At 75.0% G+C, this 19,287-nt stretch carries 14 protein-coding genes and 1 pseudogene; 2 read left to right on the top strand and 13 right to left on the bottom strand.

Annotated elements, in window-relative coordinates; genetic code table 11:
• The 6 genes from ACFVZH_RS08355 to ACFVZH_RS08330 form a co-directional block, all read right to left on the bottom strand.
• Complete coding sequence (locus tag ACFVZH_RS08355; RefSeq protein WP_367826902.1) at positions 1–438, bottom strand: phage tail protein; 438 nt, start codon at positions 436–438, stop codon at positions 1–3.
• A gap of 84 nt (positions 439–522) precedes the next feature.
• Entirely contained in the window at positions 523–3,675 is a 3,153-nt protein-coding gene (locus ACFVZH_RS08350; protein ID WP_384894556.1) for a hypothetical protein, read from the bottom strand.
• A gap of 36 nt (positions 3,676–3,711) precedes the next feature.
• The gene (locus ACFVZH_RS08345) at positions 3,712–3,864 is read right to left on the bottom strand and encodes a DUF6760 family protein (RefSeq protein WP_167346856.1); all 153 of its coding nucleotides are present in this window, start codon (positions 3,862–3,864) and stop codon (positions 3,712–3,714) included.
• Positions 3,861–4,280: a hypothetical protein gene (locus ACFVZH_RS08340; RefSeq protein ID WP_384894554.1), complete on the bottom strand. Its 420-nt coding sequence runs from the start codon at positions 4,278–4,280 to the stop codon at positions 3,861–3,863. The genes ACFVZH_RS08345 and ACFVZH_RS08340 overlap by 4 nt, the downstream gene beginning before the upstream one ends.
• The gene (locus tag ACFVZH_RS08335; protein ID WP_384894552.1) at positions 4,280–4,723 is read right to left on the bottom strand and encodes a phage tail protein; all 444 of its coding nucleotides are present in this window, start codon (positions 4,721–4,723) and stop codon (positions 4,280–4,282) included. The genes ACFVZH_RS08340 and ACFVZH_RS08335 overlap by 1 nt, the downstream gene beginning before the upstream one ends.
• A gap of 78 nt (positions 4,724–4,801) precedes the next feature.
• Entirely contained in the window at positions 4,802–6,382 is a 1,581-nt protein-coding gene (locus ACFVZH_RS08330; protein ID WP_384894550.1) for a phage tail sheath family protein, read from the bottom strand.
• Between the two features lie 492 nt (positions 6,383–6,874).
• Here ACFVZH_RS08330 and ACFVZH_RS08325 point away from each other — a divergent pair, with 492 nt between their 5' ends.
• Positions 6,875–8,506 (top strand): peptidoglycan-binding protein, encoded by a 1,632-nt coding sequence (locus tag ACFVZH_RS08325; protein WP_384894548.1) that lies wholly within the window; start codon positions 6,875–6,877, stop codon positions 8,504–8,506.
• Between the two features lie 77 nt (positions 8,507–8,583).
• On the opposite strand, the gene ACFVZH_RS08320 is transcribed toward ACFVZH_RS08325, so the two are convergent.
• The 6 genes from ACFVZH_RS08320 to ACFVZH_RS08295 all read right to left on the bottom strand — a co-directional run bounded on the left by ACFVZH_RS08320 (position 8,584) and on the right by ACFVZH_RS08295 (position 17,174).
• The gene (locus ACFVZH_RS08320) at positions 8,584–10,608 is read right to left on the bottom strand and encodes an ATP-binding protein (RefSeq protein ID WP_384894546.1); all 2,025 of its coding nucleotides are present in this window, start codon (positions 10,606–10,608) and stop codon (positions 8,584–8,586) included.
• Entirely contained in the window at positions 10,605–11,252 is a 648-nt protein-coding gene (locus ACFVZH_RS08315; protein ID WP_384894544.1) for a DUF4255 domain-containing protein, read from the bottom strand. The genes ACFVZH_RS08320 and ACFVZH_RS08315 overlap by 4 nt, the downstream gene beginning before the upstream one ends.
• Positions 11,252–11,902: a response regulator transcription factor gene (locus tag ACFVZH_RS08310; protein WP_384894542.1), complete on the bottom strand. Its 651-nt coding sequence runs from the start codon at positions 11,900–11,902 to the stop codon at positions 11,252–11,254. Before ACFVZH_RS08310 ends, ACFVZH_RS08315 begins: the two co-directional genes overlap by 1 nt.
• A 306-nt stretch (positions 11,903–12,208) precedes the next feature.
• Entirely contained in the window at positions 12,209–13,573 is a 1,365-nt protein-coding gene (locus ACFVZH_RS08305) for an FAD-dependent oxidoreductase (RefSeq protein WP_384894540.1), read from the bottom strand.
• Positions 13,574–13,655: 82 nt separating this feature from the next.
• On the bottom strand, positions 13,656–15,962 hold the full coding sequence (locus tag ACFVZH_RS08300; RefSeq protein ID WP_384894538.1) for an alpha-N-acetylglucosaminidase: 2,307 nt from the start codon (positions 15,960–15,962) through the stop codon (positions 13,656–13,658).
• A gap of 177 nt (positions 15,963–16,139) precedes the next feature.
• On the bottom strand, positions 16,140–17,174 hold the full coding sequence (locus ACFVZH_RS08295; protein WP_384894537.1) for a winged helix-turn-helix domain-containing protein: 1,035 nt from the start codon (positions 17,172–17,174) through the stop codon (positions 16,140–16,142).
• A 61-nt stretch (positions 17,175–17,235) separates the two neighbouring features.
• Here ACFVZH_RS08295 and ACFVZH_RS08290 point away from each other — a divergent pair, with 61 nt between their 5' ends.
• Entirely contained in the window at positions 17,236–18,255 is a 1,020-nt protein-coding gene (locus ACFVZH_RS08290) for a hypothetical protein (RefSeq protein ID WP_384894535.1), read from the top strand.
• 28 nt (positions 18,256–18,283) lie between these two features.
• Here the strand turns inward: ACFVZH_RS08290 and ACFVZH_RS08285 are convergent.
• Positions 18,284–19,240, bottom strand: a pseudogene (locus tag ACFVZH_RS08285) (ABC transporter ATP-binding protein); the annotation flags it as partial.
• Between the last annotated feature and the right edge of the window lie 47 nt (positions 19,241–19,287).

Here is a 19,287-nt window from a genome sequence, read left to right as displayed (position 1 = left end):
TCAGGCGCCGCCCGCGTCGGTGAAGCCGTGGTGCGCGATCTCCAGGGACTCCGTCGCCACCGCCGGGCTGGCCGGATCGAGGGTCGGTCCCGTCCAGCGGACCGGCAGCACCTCCACCAGACCCCACTGCGCGACGACCGACCCGTCGGCCCGCAGCGCCGCGATCTGCGCCGTCGGCCGCGTGATCCCCGTCGCGAGCGAGGAGATCCAGGCGGCGACCTTGGCGGTGTCGGGGGTGAGCGGACGCGTCAGACGGATGGTGGAGAACGTGACCCGCGTCGGCAGCTGCCAGACGAAGCCGTTGTTCCCGCCCTCCTGGCGCTGCTCCACCTCCACCTCGGACGAAAGACCGTCACAGCCGTTGAACAGGCCGAGGTCCTGCCCGTCGATCGTCAGCTTGAAGAAGACGGTGGATGCGGGGTCCAGCTGCGTGGGCATGATGCGGGTCTCTCGGGTAGAGGGTGTCGGGCGGCGGTCTTCGTTCGCGATCGGTCCGGGCGGGCGCCCGCGGAGACGGGCCGGTCAGTGGCCGTGGTCTCTCAAGCGCCCCACCCGCTCGCGGTCCGCGCGGAGCTCGGCCCGCAGCAGGCGCGACAGCGGCGTCACGAGCCGGCGCGCCAACTCGTCGAGCTGGCTGGGCGACTCCGTGTCGGGCGCCCCCGGTCCGGCCGTCCGCTGCACGGCGGGCGCACCGGGCGCGGTACGCGTCACCGTGGCGGCCCGCGGCGGCCGCGGACCCGCGGGGGGCGCGGCCGACGTCCGCTGGAGCGGTGCGGGGGCCACCACCGGCACGACCGGCGCCGGCCCGGGCGCGGCGGAGGTGGCCCCCGCAGGCGTCGGTGCGACCACGGGCGCGCTCTGCCGCTGCACGACGACAGGACGCGCCACGGGCCGCACGGCCGCGGGCGCGGCGAGCGGGACCACCGTGGGCCGGGACGGCGTGTGCCCGGACTCCGCACCGGAGGCGGCACGCATGGGCGCGGCGGCGCTCCGCTGTACGGCGGGGGCGGCCGGGGCCTGGAACAGCGGCACGGCGGGTCGGGACGCGAGGGGTGCGCCGGTCGTCGCGGACGTGCCGGGAGTCGTGGGCGCGCCTGGCGCGGCGGGCGCTCCTGGCAGGGCGAGGGGCGCGGAGGAGGGACCTCCGGCACCTCCCGTACGGGGAGCGACGGGCGTGCCGGCCGCCCCCGGCAGGCTCGGTGCGAGCGGGCGGCCGGTGGCGAGCGGCAGCGACGCACGCCGCTGCACGGCCGGTGCGGCGGCCCGGGGCACGTCGACGACGGTCACCAGCGGCACGTCCCCCCCGGCCACCGGCTGCGCGGGGCCGCGCGAAGCGGACGGCACCGAGGGCGTGGCGTGCGGACCCGCCGGGTGCGCTGCCGCCGTCGACACGGCGGGAGCATCGGCCGGGCCCTGCGCGCGCGGAGGGGCCGTCGCGCGCTGCACGACGGGAAGCGCCTCGCCGGGCGCGGGTGGTGTGAGGGCCCCGGACCGGGGTGCGGCCTGGCGGCCGGAGCGCTGAATCGCCGGTGCCCCGGGGATGTTCCGTACGGGCGGCCCCACGGGGATGATCGGCGCGCCGGCCGTGGGCGTACCGGGCGGCACCACGCGCTGTACGGCGGGGCCTTGCGCGGCCGAGTTCGTCGGCGTCCGCACCGTCGCCGGAGCACTGGGCCCGGCGGTGGGCGGGAGGGCGGCCGGAGGGGGCGTGGCGTGGTCGGCCGCTCGGGACGCCGATGCCGATGCCGACGCCGACGGCGTCCGCGAGTCGGCCGTGTGGTCGGGCCCGGAGGACGGCGTGACCGGGACCGGGGCGGCTGCCCGCTGGACGGTCGGTGCGAGGGGGGAGACGGGTCGCTGCCCCGCCGGCGCGGTCTGCGCCTGCGGAAGAGCCGGAGTGCCGGGTGTGGTGGCGGCGGTCGGCGAGGGGTGCGCCTTCGGCGGGGCGCTGTGCGGACGCACGGCGGGCGTCTCCGGGGAGCCATGGGACGCCGTCGCGCGCGGGAGGGACGCCGGCGCGGTGGCGGCGGCCGACCGTGCCGACGGATTCCCTCGGTCGCCCCCGGCGGAGGCGGGGCCCGGAGCGGGGGAGGTTTCCGGCTTCGTCGTGGTGCGCTGGACGGGCGCCGGGACGGCGGTGCCGCCGGTGGCGGACGCGGCCGAACGTACCGTCCGGCCGGCGGAGATGGTCCCGGCGGAGGCGGTCCCGTCCGTCGGGGCGGCGACAGGCTTCGAAGTCGTACGCGGGACCGACGGCGGCACGGGGGCGCCACCGGTGACCGGAGCATCCGAACGTGTCCTCTGGATCCCGGGGGTGCCCCCGGCGGACGCGGCACGTGACGTCCCGGAGGTTTCCGGGACGGTGGGCGACGGTGTGATCGGCGCCCCGATCGGAGACCGTCGTGATGCCGGGTTCCTCCGAGGATCGGACGACTCGGCTCCTGTTGCTTCGGCGGTGGTGCGCTGCACGGGCGCGCCGAGGCCGGGCCGGGCCGGCGGGTTCGCCCGGGGTGCCGGAGCGGTCGGGGGCGCGGACGCCGCCGCGCGGGCGGGCGGGACGGCCGCGGGGGCAGCACCGGACGGGGCCTGCGGGGCCGTCGGCGGCGCGGACGCCGTGGTCGTCCAGTCGGCTCCCGGGGCCCGCCGTGAACGGCGTACCGGGGGGCGGCGCTGGAGCGGCGTGTCCAGCGCGCCGACGGGAGTCCCGGGCCCAGCGGGGGAAGCAGGGCCCGGGACGATCTGGGGCCGCGTGGAGCCCGAGGGCTCCGGTGCGGCGATGGCGGGCGCGCCGGCGGGTGTCGCTCCGGCCGGGGTGGTCGCCCCGTTCCCGGGGGTACGGGTCCGGTCCACCGTGCGCTGGAGGGGGCCGGCCCCGGAGTCGGCCCGCCGGGCCGTACCGGCGGGGACCAGGCGGCGCGTCGGCTCGGCCGGCCGGGCGGAGACCAGCGGCGAGCGCCGTGCGGGCGAGGGACGTACGGGCTGCCGGGGCGCACCACCTGCCGGGGTCGTCCCCGTCGGCGCCGAGGTCGTGCCCGTGGCGGCCGGGCTCGTGCCCCCACCGGCCGAGGGCGTCCCCGTACGCGGTGCCGTCCCCGCCACGGCGGCCGAGGCGGAGGGCTGTCCCGTACCGCCTCCGGGCGTGGCGGACCCGCTGCCGTCCCGTACCGGAGCGGCCGTCACGGCCCGTACCGGCCCGGACGTCCGGGCCGCGCGCTGCACGGCCGGCGCCGGCGCCGGACCGCCGACCGTCCTACCGGCCGCGCCCGCGACCGGACCCGCAGGCGAACCCGAACCCGAGCCCGCATCGACGGCAGACGCGGACGCGGACGCCGCCCCCGCAACCGGCAGCCGCAGCCCCGGAAGCTCTCCGCTCGCCGGGCGGGAGCCGGACCCGCCGACGGGCCGGACCGCGTCGAGGAGTACGCCGCCGGGGGCGTCCGGCAGGGCGCCGTGGCCCAGGTCGCTGTGGAAGGAGGGGTTCCAGTGGGTGGCGAGGGAGGCGGCGAAGCTGTGCGAGGCGATCGGGCGCGGGGCGTCGAGCACCCGCTGGACGGGCGGCAGCGCCAGCCACGCGTCGCCGGGCGCCGCCGCCGGGGCGGCGGGAGCCGCGCCCCGCGGGGGCGTATCTGCCTCCGTCGCCCGCGACTTCCGGCCGCCTCGCCACTTCTCGAACATGCCCACCTTCTCCGACCTCCCTTCCGTCTGCCGCTGCTATGCCTGTGACCGCTCCACCAGTGACGCGACCTGCGCCACGTATCGGCGCCGGTCCGCGTGTTCGAGATCGAGGATGTCGTCCATGCCCCAGTGGAAGTGGAAGGCGAGGTACGCGGTCTCCTCCTCGATCCGGTCGGCCGCGTACGTCACGATTCCCCCAGGCGGCTCCCGGCCAGTTCGACCTCGAAGGACTGCTCGCAGTGCGGGCAGGCGACGGCGGCCCGGGTGTGGCCCTCGGCGTTGATCTGCCGGTAGAAGTCCTGGAGGAACGCCAGGTCGGAGGCGAACATGTTCTCCACCGTCCCGTCGTGGACCGACGGGAGCGTGCCCAGCCGGGTGATGACCCGGCCGAGCAGCACCACGGACAGGTACGCCGGGTTCTCGCGGACCCGGATGTCCCGGAGCGGGAGCAGTTCGTCCCTGGCCGTGGCGAGCCGCATCGCCCCGCTGCGGTGCACGGTGCCGGCCTCGTCCACGAAGCCGCGCGGCAGCTCGAACTCGAACTCCGTGCGGAGCGGCTCCTGTGGGCGGTCGTGCTGCGCTCCCGCCGATCCCTCGCGTCGCATCAGCCGAGCGTCAGCTCTTCGAAGGTGATGGTGACCTGCTCGGTGAGGGCCGCGGCGTCGCCGGCCTTGGTGGCGCTCAGCTCGACCTTGGTGCACCAGGCGTTGCGGAGGTTGTACCGCTTGACCTCGCTGAGCTGGTAGTCCAGGAAGATGATGGACGCGTCCTTGCGGGCCGAGCCCATGTCGCCGGCGATGGAGGCCGAGATCCACTCGGTGAAGGCGGCGGACTGCGTGGCACCGCGGGTCACCGTGCACTCGCCGGCCTTCTTCACGCCGGGGAGCTTCTTGATGATCGGCTTGCCGTCCGCCGAGACCTGCTGGAACTCGATGACGTCCTGCTCCATCGAGAGGCCGCTGATCTCCTGCAGGGTCTCGACCATGACGCCGTCGATCTGCAGGCCGAAATTGTGGGTAGTGAGGGCGTCACCGGTGTCGAGGGACATTCGGGTCACTCCAGTTCAGAAGAGGGGCTCGGCTGGGGGTACGGGACGGGTGGTGCGGTGGAGGGAGCGGGGGGAGGACTACTCCTCCAGCTCGCCGCCGCCCCCCTGGAACTGCGCGAGGCGGAAGACCACGAACTCGGCGGGCTTCACCGGGGCGATGCCGATCTCGCAGACCACGCGGCCGAGGTCGACCGACTCCGGGGGATTGGTCTCCGCGTCGCACTTCACGTAGAAGGCGTCCTCGGCGCGCTGGCCGAACAGGGCGCCCTGCCGCCACTCGTTGACGAGGAAGGCCGAGATGTTGCGGCGGATGCGGGCCCACAGCGACGGGTCGTTGGGCTCGAAGACCACCCACTGCGTACCGACGAGGATCGACTCCTCGAGGTAGTTGAAGTAGCGGCGGACGTTCAGGTAGCGCCAGGCCGGGTCGGACGCCAGCGTCCGCGCGCCCCACACCCGGATCCCGCGGCCGGGGAACGCCCGGATGCAGTTCACGCCGATCGGGTTGAGCAGGTCCTGCTCGCCGCGCGTGATCTGGAGCTCCAGGTCGACCGCGCCGCGGACGATCTCGTTCGCGGGCGCCTTGTGCACACCGCGCTCGGAGTCGTTGCGGGCCCAGACGCCGGCCATGTGGCCGGACGGCGGAACGGTGCGCGTCTGGCCGCTCGCCGGGTCGAACGCCTTGATCCACGGGTAGTAGAGCGCCGCGTACCGCGAGTCGTAACCGGCGATCTCCTGACGCCACTTGCGGATGTCCCGCGCGTTCAGCGACGGCGGCGGGTCGAGGATCGCCATCCGGTCGCCCATCATCTCGCAGTGCGCGATCAGACCGAGCTGGACGGCCTTGACCTGCTCCAGGTCGATGAGGCCCTGCTGGTAGGCGGCCATCAGGTCGGGCACGGCCACCATGTTGATCTCGTCGAACGCCTCCAGGCCACCGAAGCCGGTGCGGTCGGCGGAGTCGCCGATGAACTGCCCCGACTCCAGCGCGGCGGATCCCTCGGACCGCGCCGCGACGGGCGCGGCCGCCTGCACCGGCGGGGCGAGGGTCACGGCCTGCGCGTCCGGCCTGGCGAGCTGCCCGCCGGCCGCCGCCTCCTCCAGGACGATGGTCTTGGAGCGCTGCTTGACCTGCGCGACCACGTAGTTGCGGGCGCTCTTCTTCGCCGAGGCGTCGAAGCTCTCGACGACCTTCTCGCCGTCCTTGACGACCAGCTTGAACCGCTCGGCCTCGCCCTCCACGTCCTGCACCTCGACGGTGAGCGCGCCCCCGGCCTCGGAGCCGGCCGCGATCGCGGCGACCCGGAAGGTGCCGAGCGCGACGGACTCGCCCGCGACGAGCTGCGGAACGGCCTGCGCGGCCGCCCCGACGGCCTGCGTGGCACCCTCCGCGTCCCCGCCGCCGACCCGCACGACGTACGCGGCGGTGCCGCCGTTGTTGAAGAACCCGTACACGGAATGGGCCAGGTAGTACCCGTCCGTGAAGTCCCCGAACGCCGCGACGTACTGCGACCAGTTGGTGACCAGCACCGGCTCGTTGAGCGGCCCGGTCGGCGACAGCCCGACGAACGCCGCTACGGAGGTACCGACGCCCTCGATGGGACGGGAGCCGCTGGCGACTTCCTCGACGTAGACACCGGGGGACAGGTAGGTGGGCATGCGGGAACTGCTCCTTCGGAGAGGTGGGCCGTGCTCGGGTGCCGTCCGGGCCGTCGACAGCGGTCGTACGCTGTCGACTCTCCCCGCACCGCCGGGGGCCCGACCAGGGAAGAAGGGGCGCTCGCGGGGGCAACCGGCATTGCCCCAACGGTCACCGACGCGGGCGTCGTTGCCCGATCGTCCGCGCCGGCCCGAGGCCACGCGGCCCCCGCCCCGCCCGTACGGGCACGGTGTCCGCGCCCCAAACCGCCACCGACGGGAGCCGCCCTTGACACACGGCCCGGGCGTGCGAGAGTACGGCCGAGGAGGCGAGCCGGGAACCGGCCGGACACCCCCTCGCGCACCACCCGCGCCGAGCCGCTCCACCCCCTCGGAGCAGGCCGCGGCGGCACCCCGGCCCATGCCCCAAGGGGCTCCGGGGCACGTCGTGTTGCCCTCGGGCGGGGACTTTCGGGCAGCCGGAGGGCACCTTCCCACCCCTAGCCTGCGGTCATGACCATGTGGACCTCTCTGGATCCGGCCGACCTCACCGTCGAGCCCGGGGCCCGGACCTCCGCCCGGCTGCGGGTGCGCAATACCGGGGACACCGTCGAGGAGTACCGGCTCTCCCTCGTCGGCAAACCGTCGGGCTGGTCCCGGGTGGAGCCGGACGTCCTCCGCCTCTACCCGGGAAGCGAGGGGACCGCCGAGATCTCGTTCGCGCCGCCCCGCTCGTCGGACGTCGAGGCCGGACCCCTCGCGTACGGAGTCCGGGTCGACCCGCGGGAGAACTCCGGCGCCCGCGACGTGGTGGAGGGCCGGCTGACCGTCACGCCCTTCACCGAGACGCGCGCCGAAGTGCTGCCGCCGGCGCTCTTCGGCCGCTTCCGAGGACGCGCCCGCATCGCCGTGGACAACCTCGGGAACACCCCGCTGACCGCATCCCTGGTGGTGCGCGACGAGGCGAACCGCCTCACCTTCGACGTCCGGCCGAACGCCGTGCAGATCGCCCCGGGCCGCGCCGCCTTCGGCGACCTCGTGGTGCGTCCGCAGGCCGTGCGCTGGACCGGCGGCGAGGAGTCGCACCGGTTCACCGTGGCGGTCCGGCGGGCGGGCGACGACACCGCCCTGGACCTCGACGCCACGTTCGACCAGCGCCCCGTCTTCGCGAACTGGCTGGTGGTGGTCGGCGGCCTGCTGCTCACCGCCGTCATCGCCTTCGTCGTGCTCTGGTTCAACTTCTCGCCGAAGATCGTCAGCGCCGCCAAGGACCTCCGGGCCAGCGGCGCGCCCCGCCCCGCGCCGCAGGGCACCGGGGACGCGCTCCCCGACGCGCCGCCACCGCCCGGCGGCAGCGGCGGACCCACTCCCGGCGGGCCGACCCCCGGCGGACCTCCGCCCCTCACCGACGGGGCGCCGCCGCCGGTGAGCGGAGACGGCGGCCAGGGCGGCAGCTCCGGCGGCGGATCGACGGGCGGTCAGGGCGGCGGCGGACAGCAGCCCGGCGCACCCACCCAGGGCGGCACGGACCCCGGCAACGGCGGGGCACAGCAGCCCGCGCCGCCGCCCGCCCCCAAGCCCGTACCCCCGTGGGTGCAGGGCAGCCCGAAGGACCTCGTCGTCGAGTTCGCCCAGGAACGCCTCGCGAACATGGCGACCGACAACCCCTGCAGGCTCAAGCCGGGCTGGACCCCGGGCCTGATCGACACGCCGACCCGCAACTCCCTCGCCTGCTACCAGCACGCCGTCGTCGACGAGGGGCGGGCGACCGGCAAGAACTCCGCCGCGATCCTCGACACGGACCGCGAGGGCACCCTCGGCCCGGCCACGCTCACCTCCCTGTGGGCCCAGGGCATCACCCCCGACAAGGTGAAGAACGGATCGACCACCTGGCAGACGACCCAGCTGATGGCCGCGTTCTGGGCGGCGTACAACCACCAGTACAGCGCCGCCGACTTCCAGCGGGCCCGTACCAACGCCCAGTACGGCATCGACCACTTCCGGCTGCAGCGCGACACGCCCAGCCGCTACAGCAGCCAGGTCGAGGACAAGATCCGCGGGTACCAGGCGGCCGTCGGCCTGCAGGCGACCGGCGAAGTCGACTGGCCGACGCTCCGGAAGATGGTCGGCGGCACCATCATGTGAGCCGGGGGCGGACGTCCCCGGCAGCCGGAAGGGGGCCACCCGCACGGGTGGCCCCCTCGCCGTCGTCCCTCACACCCCTACGGCGCCCACGGCGTCCCCGCGTCCGGGACCAGCCGGCCCGCCTTGCGGTACTCGCGCCGCGCCCCGGCCCGTACGTCCTCGCCGGTCACCGACGAGCCCCGCGCCGCCGCCAGATATCCGGCCGTCACCGCCGCCGAGCGGATGGCACCGCCCGCCAGCTCGAACTCCTTGGCGCAGCGCGCGATCTCCTCCGCGACGTCGTCCGCCTTCGGCGTCCCGGCCAGGCAGGAGTGCCAGAGCGAGACCCGCTGCTCGGCGTCCGGGAACGGGAACTCCACGACCAGGTCGAGCCGGCGGGTGAACGCGTCGTCGATGTTGGCCCGGAGGTTGGTGGTGAGCACCGCGATCCCGGCGAACGCCTCCAGACGCTGGAGCAGGTAGGCGCTCTCCAGATTGGCGTACCGGTCGTGCGAACTCTTCACCTCCGAACGCTTCCCGAAGACCGCGTCGGCCTCGTCGAAGAGCAGCACGCAGTCCGTGCGGTCCACCTCGGCGAAGATGCGCTCCAGGTTCTTCTCGGTCTCGCCGACGTACTTGTCGACCACCGCCGACAGGTCCACCACATAGAGATCGAGGCCCAGTTCGCCCGCGACGACCTCGGCGCCGAGCGTCTTGCCGGTCCCCGACTCGCCGGCGAACAGGGCGACGACACCCCGCCCACGCCCGCCACCGGTGCGCAGCCGCCACTCGCCGAGCACCCGGTCCCGATGGCGGGCCCGGCCGGTCAGCTCGTGCAGCAGCCCCAACGGCTCCTCGGGCAGGACGAGATCACCGAAACCGACGGTCGGCCGGATGCGCCGCGCACGGCTGTCGAGCAGCGGCGCGGACACCAGCCGGGCGCTGCGCTGCACCTGCGCGAGCGTCGGCGACGCGGTGCCCTCGAACAGGGCGAGCGCCCGCGCCGAGCGCGCCGCCCGACGGACCTGGTCACCACTGAGCCGGTACGGCGCGGTCGCCTCGTCCAGATCGAAGTCCCGTTCCTGGCCGTCGAGTTCGCGATGCCACAGGTCACCGGGACCCGCCGCCTCCTCCGGGGCGTCCAGCGCGAGCAACTCGGCCTCCGGCGCCCATCGGGGATCGGGGGCGTCCGTACCGGCCAGGACGACCGTCGCCCCGCGTGACGCCAGGGCGCGCACCAGCGGACCCGGCTCCGGCGGCAGCGGCTCGACGACCACGGCGGCCCCGCGCAGCCGCGCCTCCCGCAGCAGCGCACGCGCCGCCACCGCGTCGGCGGCCTCCGGGCGGTACCGCAGCACCGGCCGCCCGGACCCCCGCAGCGCCGACACGACGGCGTCGGCCGCGGCTCCGGGGACGCGCTCCCGCAGATGGACGGTGACGGCCCCGGCCGCGGCGACCCGCGCGCCGAGCGGCGAGGGCGCCTCCGTCGCGGCCTCGGCCGCGGGAAGCAACTCCACCCCACAGCCGATGAGTTCGGCGTCCAGTCGCCCGTCGTCGCCCAGGAGATGGGCCACCACCCGCTCCGGGACCCGCAGAGCCCGTCCCGGCAGCGGCCGGTCCTCGTCCTCGACCACCAGCAGCCCCCCGGAGCGCAACGGCGCCCCCGGGTGGAAACGATCCCGGGCCAAGGGGTCGAAGGGCCCGGAGCCCGCCAGTTCGAGCGCGAGCGCCACGGTGGCGCGCCGCCGCCCCACGTCGTCGTTGAGGTACCCGTACAGCGCCTCGAAGCCCCGGTCCACATCGGGCGCCAGCGCCGCGACGAGGATCCGAAGGTCGAGCGCGGACAGCTCGAAGGCCCCCGCCAGCGCGGCCAGCCGAACCGCTCCGCACTCCTCCGCCGACCCGCCGACCGTGTCCGACGGCACCGCGGCCACCGGCTCCGCAGCGATCCGGCGGGCCGCCTCCGCGGTGACGTAGAGGCCGCGCAGCGGATCACCCGCCGTGGGATCCCCGGCGCTGCGGGCCTCCACGAGAGCGCCGACCCGCGCCCGCAGCGCCGTGATCAGCTCCAGGACGCCGTCGCCACGGTCCGTACCCGCCCCGCCGGCGGAGCGCCCGTTCACGCCCCGCTCCCGTCCCGGGCACCGGACGCGGTGCCCGGGGCCGCCGCGCGCCGCACGATCCGCGGCCTCGCGTCTCCGGGGACGCCGTCCGCCCCGCGCACCACGATCTCCGCCTCGGTCACCGGCGGTGCCACGTCGTACACCGGAGCGACCGGGAACGGCGTGGTGATCACCACGTCGAGCGACGGTTTCAGTTCGCCCCCGAGCGCCGACCAGATGTCCGCGAGCGACCGCGACTCGGCGGGCGGCACGGCCACGGAGATCGGCAGGGCCGTACTGATCCGGCGCACCGACTCCGGCACCGCCTCGGCCGGCAGCACCTCGTGGGGCAGCAGCAGGGCCAGCGCGCCCGACAGGAGCCGGTGCTCGTCCTCCGGGCGCGAGGTCCAGGCCGTCACCAGGTAGGAGAGCCGGAACCAGCGCGGCGGCTGACGTCTGCGGGTCACGACCCCGTGGACGTCCCGCTCGGCCTGGGCGCCGCGCTCCCGCCGCGCCACGTCCTCCCGGATGTCGTACAGATAGGCGTTCAGCGTCGGGGCGTTGCGCCGCGCCGCCCAGTCCCGGGTCGGCGCGTCGAAGGCGAGGTCGCCCGCGACGGCGGGCGTGAGCAGACCGCGCAGTGCCTCGTCGATCTCGTGGATCATCAGATGTAGCCTTCGCGGAGCGCGTACGCGACGGCATGCGCCCGGTTGGTGAGCTGGAGACGGGTCATCAGGGCGTGCAGGATGTTCTTGACGGTCCGCTCGGAGTACGCGAGCTTCTCGGCGATCTGCCGGGTGTCGAGGCCCTCGGCGAGCAGCCGCAGCACGTCCACCTCGCGCGGCGCCATCCCGAAGAGCGGTACCGCCCCGCCGGCGGCGGTTCCCCCCGCCGTCGCCCGCTGCAGCCGCCCCACCTGGTTCAGGAGGCGGCTGACCAGGTCCGGCGGCAGTTCGCCGTCACCGCGCGCCGCACTGTGCACCGCGGTCAACAGCCGCTGCTCGGTGGCCTGGTGCCGCCAGATGATCGCGCGTACCCCGTACTCGACCACCGACAGCAGGTCGGGCTCGCGCAGCTCGCGCGCGACGAGCACCACCCGCTGGTCCCTGCCGCGCAGCAGCCGCCGCAGCTCCGCGGTGGTCGGTTCGTCGATCCGGTCCGCGAGCATGACGGCCACCGCCGGGGACTCCCGGTCCGCGTCGCTCTGCTCGGGCACGTAGTCGATGGTCGGCTGGTGCCGCAAATGGCTGATGAGCCCGGCCCGGCTGAGTGGATCGGATGCGTGGACGGTCACCGCCACCCGCTTGGTGAGCACTCCCCCTACCCGCTCTTCCTCACTCGCCCCGGGCGACCGGGCGCGGTCGTGCGCCCGCGTGTCGCCGGCGTCGTCGCCGTACCGGTCGTACTCGGCCGATGGTCGGCACGCATGGTGAAGCCCCCCGTGGTCCGCTGGGTACGTGGCCGGCGGCGCCGGCCACGGTGGTCCCCGCCAGGATCCCGCGCGGTACTCACGTCCCACTGCCGTCGTACTAACGCTCCACTGCCGTGATCCCGGCACCCGGGGCCCGCTCCGGCACAACGCCCCACCCCTGTGGGGCGCGTCACTCGCGCGCCCGGCGGACTACCGGCCCGCGGCACCCCCGGACCACGCGGTGGCCAGGACCTTCGCGGCGACCGCCGGGTGGAAGAGGACCGCGGGGGACGCGGTCATGTTCACCACCCGGACGAAGCGCGACCACACCGCCGGGTCCTTCACGGCGACCCGGAACAGGCGGGAGTTGTACCAGTGGGAGAACCGGGCGCCGGCGGCACGCTGCCGCGGATCCCACATCAGGTCCGCGTTGGTCGACAGCGTCCACGGGGCCAGGACCAGGCGCCCGACGCGCCGCTGGAAGTCCCGGGCCACTCCGTCCGGTGCGCGGCCCGCGGTCCGCCGCCGGGCGAGCATCCCGTGCAGCAGCTCGGCCTCCATCGCCGCCACGGTCAGCCCCTGCCCGTAGACGGGGTTGAACACGCAGACGGCGTCGCCGACCGCGACGAGCCCGTCCGGCCACCCCTTGACGCTGTGATACGGCCGCCACTGGTTGTCGGCGTTCGTGTACCGGTGGGTGGACTCCTGGGTGCTGCGCCGCGCCAGCTGCTCGGCGAGATGGGGATTGCCGAGGGAGCGGGCGAACTCCAGGTATCCGTCGTCGTCGGTCGGGGGCTGCTGCTGGAACCCGAACAGGGAGCACGTCCACCGGCCGCCCTCGACCGCGAGGAGGACGCCGGCGCGCGAGACACGCGGCGCGAACAGCATCTGATACGCGATGAAGAACGCGGGATGTCCCTCGTCGGGCCGGTCGAAGTTCATCGAGGTGTACGTGACCTTCGCCTTCACCGTGCGCTTCGCGGGCACCGTGATCCCCAGCTCGCCCAGCCAGCGCTCCAGCGAGCTGGACCGGCCCGACGCGTCGACGACCAGATCGGCGCCCAGCTCGACCGTCCCGTACGGCTGCGCGGAGCTGCCCTCCTGACGATACGTCACTCCACTCACCCGCCCCCGGCCGTCACGCAGCAGCCCGGCGCAGGACGTGGAGGCCATCAGCGTGACCCGCGGGAGCCCGAGCACCCTGCGCCGGAGCCGGCGCTCCAGCTCGTCGCGGGTGAAGGTCTGGATCCGGACCCCGGTCCGGGTCCGGGGCGCCGTGCCCGCGGGCAGCAGGAAGTCGATGCCCTCCCCGTAGTCGAAGACCGGCGCCCCGGCCTCCCGCAGCTCCTCGCGCAGCCCCGGGAACAGCTTCTCCAGGATCTCCCCGCCCCGCGCGAGCATCGCGTGCGCGTGGTAGCCCTGCGGCGCCCCCGGATGACTGCCGGTGCCCTCGTCGACGGGGTCCCGTTCCATGACGACGACCTCGTCGAAGAAGTCGGCCAGGACCCGGGCCGTCACCAGTCCCGCGTAACTGCCGCCGACGACCACGGCCCTGCCCCAGGGAAGACGCCGCATCCTTCGCCTCTCGCTCACATGCAGTGGCCGACGGCGCCGTCCGGCCCGCCACGCTCCAGCATGCGCGGGGCGGCCGGAGCGCTCAACGGCCCACGCACGGCGCCGGCCCGCGCACGGGATCACTTCCGGCGCACGTACCCCGCGCACGCCCCGCCTCCCGCGCGGCCGAGACCGCCGTCAGCGACGCGTGCACCTCGCCCGCCAGGGCGACGGGGTCACCCGTCGGATCGGTCGGATACGGCTCGTGACCGTGGGCCCAGGCGTCGTCCACGGCGAACCAGTCGACGGCCTCCGGCGCCGTACCCCCCACCAGCGCGGCGTCGAGACCCGCGAAGTACGCCTCCCAGCGCGGCGCGTAGACGTCCCGCACCAGCCCGTCCCACTCACGGTTGGCGTAGTCGTGCAGCCCGCCCGTCTCGCTCGGCACCCGGCCGCCCCACGTGGTCAGGATCGAGCGGGCGTCGTACTCGAGCCGGTCGCGCTCGGCGGGACCGGCACCCCACGAGCGAGCGGCCGCGAGCCACGGACCCAGCAGGAACCGCCGGTCGGAGCCGACCAGCCGCCCGAGCAGCTCCTCGTCGGCGCCCCACTCCCGCACCAGCGCCCGGAACCCCTCCACGTCCCGGGCCTCGTACGCGGCCCTGATCCGCGGCAGCAGGACCCGCGCACGGTTGGTCAGCGCCTGCCGCGCCACGTCCACCAGGTCGAACCGGTAGGCGTCCGTGGCCCGCAGTTCCGGCGCCACCCGCAGCAGCTCCGACAGTGCCCGCTCCACCGTGTCCGGGTCGTAGCGCATGGCCGTCGGACTCCAGCGCGCCGCCCTGGCCGTCGTCAGACTCGGCCGCGCGGCGAAGAGGCTGTCCTGCGGCTCGCTCCACGTACCGGAAACCCCGCTGTACGGGCCGAGCCGCAGCTCCTCCCACGCGGCGGCCGCGTGCGGATCGGCGCCGCCGTAGCGCCGGGCGGCGTACGCGGCGAACCACGCCCCCTGGTCGACCGGGCCCGGCTGCCAGGCGAGTTCGGTGAACAGGTCGAACGCGGCGGGGTTGCCGCCGGTGCCCTCCGGAAGGTAGGCGATGCCGTCCAGGGCGCTGTCGGGCTTCGCCAGCCACGTGTGGAACCGGTCCGCCCACACACCCGTGTTGGCCCCCAGGGTGGTGTGCCCGCCGAAGTTGGCGATCGAACCGAAGGCGTACGGCGTACCGCCCCACTGCGTCTCCCGGTCGAGGCCGTCGTACCGGTCGGAGAGACCGTCGACGATCAGCACCCGGCGGCGGTCCACCCCGCTCAGGAGATCCGCGCCGGGATTCCGCTGCCAGCCGAGCATCACCCACACGGCCCCGGGATGCGCGGCCTCCAGGGCCCGCTGGACGGCCCCGGCGGCCGACGCGACATCGACCGCACCCGGCGTGCCGCCCTCGTGCAGCAGATCCATCTTGAACATCGAGCTCTCGCCGAACCGCTCCCGCTGGACCCGGTAGTAGGCGGCCGCCAGCCGGGCGAAGACCGGCCCGGTCGGATCCAGCCAGTCGGGCCGGTCGAAGCCCACCCACCGGCCCTGCGGCACCGTGACCGCGTCCGGGTTCCGGGCGGCGAAACCCGGCGGCACCGTGCCGAAGAACCCCGGCAGCACGGGCGTCATGCCCAGCGACCTCAGGTGCCCCGCGATCCGGCCCCCCAGCGCCGCCCGCGCCTCGATCAGCTGCTCGGACACCGGCCCCGGGAAACCCGACAGGTTCTGCAGCAGCCACCAGCTCTGATGCGCGGGGGCGGGGATCCAGTCGCGCAACTCCGTCGCGTCGTAACCGAACTGCTGGAGCGCCCGGTGGTACGCGTACTCGGCGCCCGTCGGGACGAACACCTCGTTGACGCCGTGCAGCGCCATCAGGTCGATGTCACGCCGGTAGGCGTCGAAGTCGCGGTAGGCACCGGAGTACCCCTCGTCGGTGTCGTTCAGCGCGTAGCGGTGCCGCACGGTCGCGGACCGCGTGAGCGTCCCCCGGACCGCGGGCAGCGTGGCGGGCAGCCGCCCGACGCTGTCGCCGGGCCAGCCGATGTCGACCCCGGCGACCCGCTCCAGATACCAGCCCACCCCGGTGAGCAGCGTGGCCGGCGAGGTGCTCCGCACCTCGATCGCCCCCGCCTCGCCGGAGACCGAGAACGATGCGCCCGAGGCCGGCTCCTCGACCGGGACCAGGGTGAACTGCCCTGCCCTGGAGGGCAGCAGACGCTCCAGCGCCGCCCGCGCGGGCGCCGTGTCGAAGGCCGGCACGGCGGCGGAGGCGGCGGCGCCCCGCGCGGGAAGCGCCCCGGGCGCCGCCGCCGCCACGGCGGCGAGCACAGCGACGGCGAGGGCCTTGCGGCATCGAAGGATCGGGAGAGTGCCCATCTGGCTCCCTGCTCGAGGAGGACGTGCGTCGTCCGACCACTCTCCGATGCCCCGGCCCGCGGGGAACGCATGCCGAGCCGGGGACCCGCCGACCTCATCCTCGCGGGTGCACCGCCCGCCCGGCGGACCCCGCCACCTCCCGCACAGGTGTACCCGGTTCGGTCACCGGACCGCCCCTCAGCCGCCCGCCAGCAGGGAGTGTCCGAGCGGCGTGAGACTGTGCAGGACCGCCGTGCCCGTCCGTACCGTCTCGACCAGGCCCGCACCCCGCAGGACGCCCGCGTGCTGGCTCGCCGCCGCGAGCGAGACGCCGGCGCGCTCGGCGAGGGCCGTGGTGGTGGCGGGGGAGCGCAGCAGAGCCAGAACCCGCGCCCGGGTGCGCCCCAGCAGCGCCGCCAGCGCGTCCGGCCGCCCGCCGACCCCCTCCGCCGGGCGCGCGCCGGCGCCGTCGTACAGGGGGTACACCAGGACGGTCGCCGCCTCGGGGCGGTACATGAGCATCGGCCCGGTCGCGAACCACGAGGGAACGAGCAGCAGCCCCCGCCCGCACAACGGCACGTCGTACGTCGAAGCGGACGGCAGGTGCAGCGTCGGCGCCTGCCACCTCCAGGTCGTGCCCAAGGTCGTCAGAAGGGCGTCGACACCCCCGCGCAGCAGCATCTCGGACCGCAGCGCCCGGTCGGTGAGCGCGTCGGCGCGGATCCGGGGCCACAGCGGCTCCACCGCGTCGTGGAAGTAGCGGCGGGTGTCCTCGACCAGGGCGCGGGAGGCGGCTGCGGACCCCTCGGCGAGCTCCCGCGCCCACGGACCGGGCCGGGCCAGACCGCCGTACCGGCCCGCCGCCTGCGGTATCCCGAGATCCACCGCCAGCCGGTCCACCGGCGTCGAGGCGGCCGACTCCAGCGCACCCGCGAAATCTCGCGCCGCCGGCTGCAGCAGGAAGTCGGGTACGAAGCCGTCGTCGGTGACCAGCTCGGCGAGCACCCCCGCGCCCGCGTCGGCCCGCGGCGACCGGTGCCACTCCCGCGCGGCCGGACGCAGCCGGTGGAACCGCCCGTCGCCGCGTACCCGGCCCTCGCGTCCGCGCCCTTCACGCCCGCGCCCGAGGCGCAAGCTCAGACGCAGGCTCAACGCGGTCTCGGACAGCGCGTCGGGCGCCGGGGCGAGGGTGATCCGGCAGAGGTCGGCGGCGGTGAAGTGAAGGCGGATCATGCCGACCGATTATCCGGCCCCCGGACCCTTTCACCCAGGGGTGAAAGGCAGTGCGTTCCCCGTGACGACCCAGCAGGCTCCGGGTGTCCACCCCACCGAGTCCCCGCCGGAGGCCGCGCCCATGCGCCGTATCCCCGCCCGCACCGCCTGTCTCACCGCCGCCGTCCTGCTCGCCTCCCTCACCGGCTCGCCCGGCCCCGCCGCCGCGCGGGACCTGCCCGACACCTACGTCGTCTCCCGGGCACCCGGCGTCCTCCCCGAAGGGATCGCCATCACCCGGGACGGCACCATGTACGTGTCATCGGACGGCACCGGAGCCCTGTACCGCGGCCGCGTGGGCCGGCCGGACCTCAAGCCCTTCCCCGCGCGCGGCCTGGAGGACCGTCCCAGCTCGCTGGGCGTCCACACCGACCGGCGCGGCCGCATCCTCTCGGTCGGCGGCGCGACCCTCACCGTCCACGACCGCCAGGGCCGGCTCCTGGCCACCCGGACCGCCGCCGCCGGTCCCCTCGGCGCGCCCCACCTCAACGACCTCGTCGTGACCGACGACGCGGTGTACGCGACCGACTGGGCCAACCCCGTCGTCCACCGCGCGCTGATCCGGGGCGGCACCCTCGGACCGCTCGAACCCTGGCTCGACATCCGCAGCGCCTTCCCGCAGTTCCCGGCGCAGTACTGGCTGCTGAACGGCATCGTCGCCGACGAGTCGGGCACCACCCTGCTCGTCGCGTCCAACGGCACCGAGGCCGTCTGGCGGATCGACACCGCCGACAGGACGGTCGGCCGGCTCGACCTGGGCGAGCAGTCCTTCGGCGCCGACGGCATGGTGCTGCACGGCCGCACCCTCTACGCCGTCCTCAACTACGTCGCCCCGCACGGCGTCTACATCGCCCGGTTGGACGAGGAACTGCGCACGGGCACCGTGACCCACCGCCTCACGGACGAACCGTTCACCCTCCCCACCACGCTCGCCCGGCACGGCTGCCGCCTCTACGTCGTCAACAGCCAGCTGAACGAGCCGCCGGGCCGGCCCCCGTACACCGTGAGCGCGATCGCCGACCCGACATGCGACACCCCCTGACCCGCGAGGCAGGGTCAGGGGGGCCGCGTCAGCGCAGGTCCGCCGGAGTGACGGCGCCGCCCGGGGACCCGACACCGCCCGGGGACGCGACACCGCTCGGGGCACCGGAGCCCTCCGACGTGTCGTCGAGGAAGCCACCCGACTGGTGCTGCCACAGCCTCGCGTAGGAGCCCTTCGCATCGAGCAGCTCCTGGTGCGTCCCCTGCTCGACGATCCGACCGCGGTCGAGCACGACCAGCCGGTCCATCGTGGCCACCGTGCTGAGCCGGTGCGCCACGACCAGCGCCGTCCGCCCCTCCATCAACCGCCACAGCGCGTCCTGGACGAGGATCTCGCTCTCCGAGTCCAGCGCGCTGGTCGCCTCGTCCAGCAGCAGGATCGGCGCGTCCCGCAGGATCGCCCGGGCGAGAGCGACCCTCTGCCGCTGACCGCCGGACAGCTTCACCCCGCGCTCGCCCACCATCGTGCCGAAACCCTCGGGCAGTCCGTCGGCGAACTCCGTGACATGCGCCGCCTCCGCGGCCCGGCGGATCTCGGCATCGGTGGCGTCCGGCCGGGCGAACGCGATGTTGTCCCGCAGCGTCCGGTGGAACATCACCGGATCCTGCGGCACGTAGGCGATCAGACCGCGCAGCTCCGCCTGCCGCATCCTGCTGATGTCCTGCCCACCGACCAGGATCCGGCCCCCGTCGATGTCCGTCATCCGCAGCAGCAACCGGGTGAGCGTGGTCTTCCCGCCGCCGGACCGGCCGACGAGACCGATCCGCGCCCCGCTCGGCACGTCCAGGTCGAGCCCCTCGAAGAGAGGCTTCGCACCCCCGTGGGCGAACGTCACCCGGTCGAAGCGCACATCCGACGGCCGTCCGACCAGCGGCTCCGGCCGCTCCGCGTCCCGCACCGTCGGCGGGTCGAGGAGCAGCTCCGTGAACTGCGCCGCCTCCGTCATCGAGCTCTCCAGACGGCGGTAGATCTGGTTGAACTCGAACGAGTTCCCAATGCTAGTATCCCAATCACAGAAACGGTCACGACCTG

Source organism: Streptomyces sp. NPDC059534, from assembly GCF_042743475.1.
Classification (GTDB): domain Bacteria; phylum Actinomycetota; class Actinomycetes; order Streptomycetales; family Streptomycetaceae; genus Streptomyces.
This window is presented reverse-complemented; position numbering and strand designations above follow the sequence as displayed.

Coding starts and splice junctions, on each gene's coding strand:
- ACFVZH_RS08355 (WP_367826902.1), bottom strand. CDS start 438: ATGCCCACGCAGCTGGACCCCGCATCCACCGTCTTCTTCAAGCTGACG.
- ACFVZH_RS08350 (WP_384894556.1), bottom strand. CDS start 3,675: ATGTTCGAGAAGTGGCGAGGCGGCCGGAAGTCGCGGGCGACGGAGGCA.
- ACFVZH_RS08340 (WP_384894554.1), bottom strand. CDS start 4,280: ATGCGACGCGAGGGATCGGCGGGAGCGCAGCACGACCGCCCACAGGAG.
- ACFVZH_RS08335 (WP_384894552.1), bottom strand. CDS start 4,723: ATGTCCCTCGACACCGGTGACGCCCTCACTACCCACAATTTCGGCCTG.
- ACFVZH_RS08330 (WP_384894550.1), bottom strand. CDS start 6,382: ATGCCCACCTACCTGTCCCCCGGTGTCTACGTCGAGGAAGTCGCCAGC.
- ACFVZH_RS08325 (WP_384894548.1), top strand. CDS start 6,875: ATGACCATGTGGACCTCTCTGGATCCGGCCGACCTCACCGTCGAGCCC.
- ACFVZH_RS08315 (WP_384894544.1), bottom strand. CDS start 11,252: ATGATCCACGAGATCGACGAGGCACTGCGCGGTCTGCTCACGCCCGCC.
- ACFVZH_RS08305 (WP_384894540.1), bottom strand. CDS start 13,573: ATGCGGCGTCTTCCCTGGGGCAGGGCCGTGGTCGTCGGCGGCAGTTAC.
- ACFVZH_RS08300 (WP_384894538.1), bottom strand. CDS start 15,962: ATGGGCACTCTCCCGATCCTTCGATGCCGCAAGGCCCTCGCCGTCGCT.
- ACFVZH_RS08295 (WP_384894537.1), bottom strand. CDS start 17,174: ATGATCCGCCTTCACTTCACCGCCGCCGACCTCTGCCGGATCACCCTC.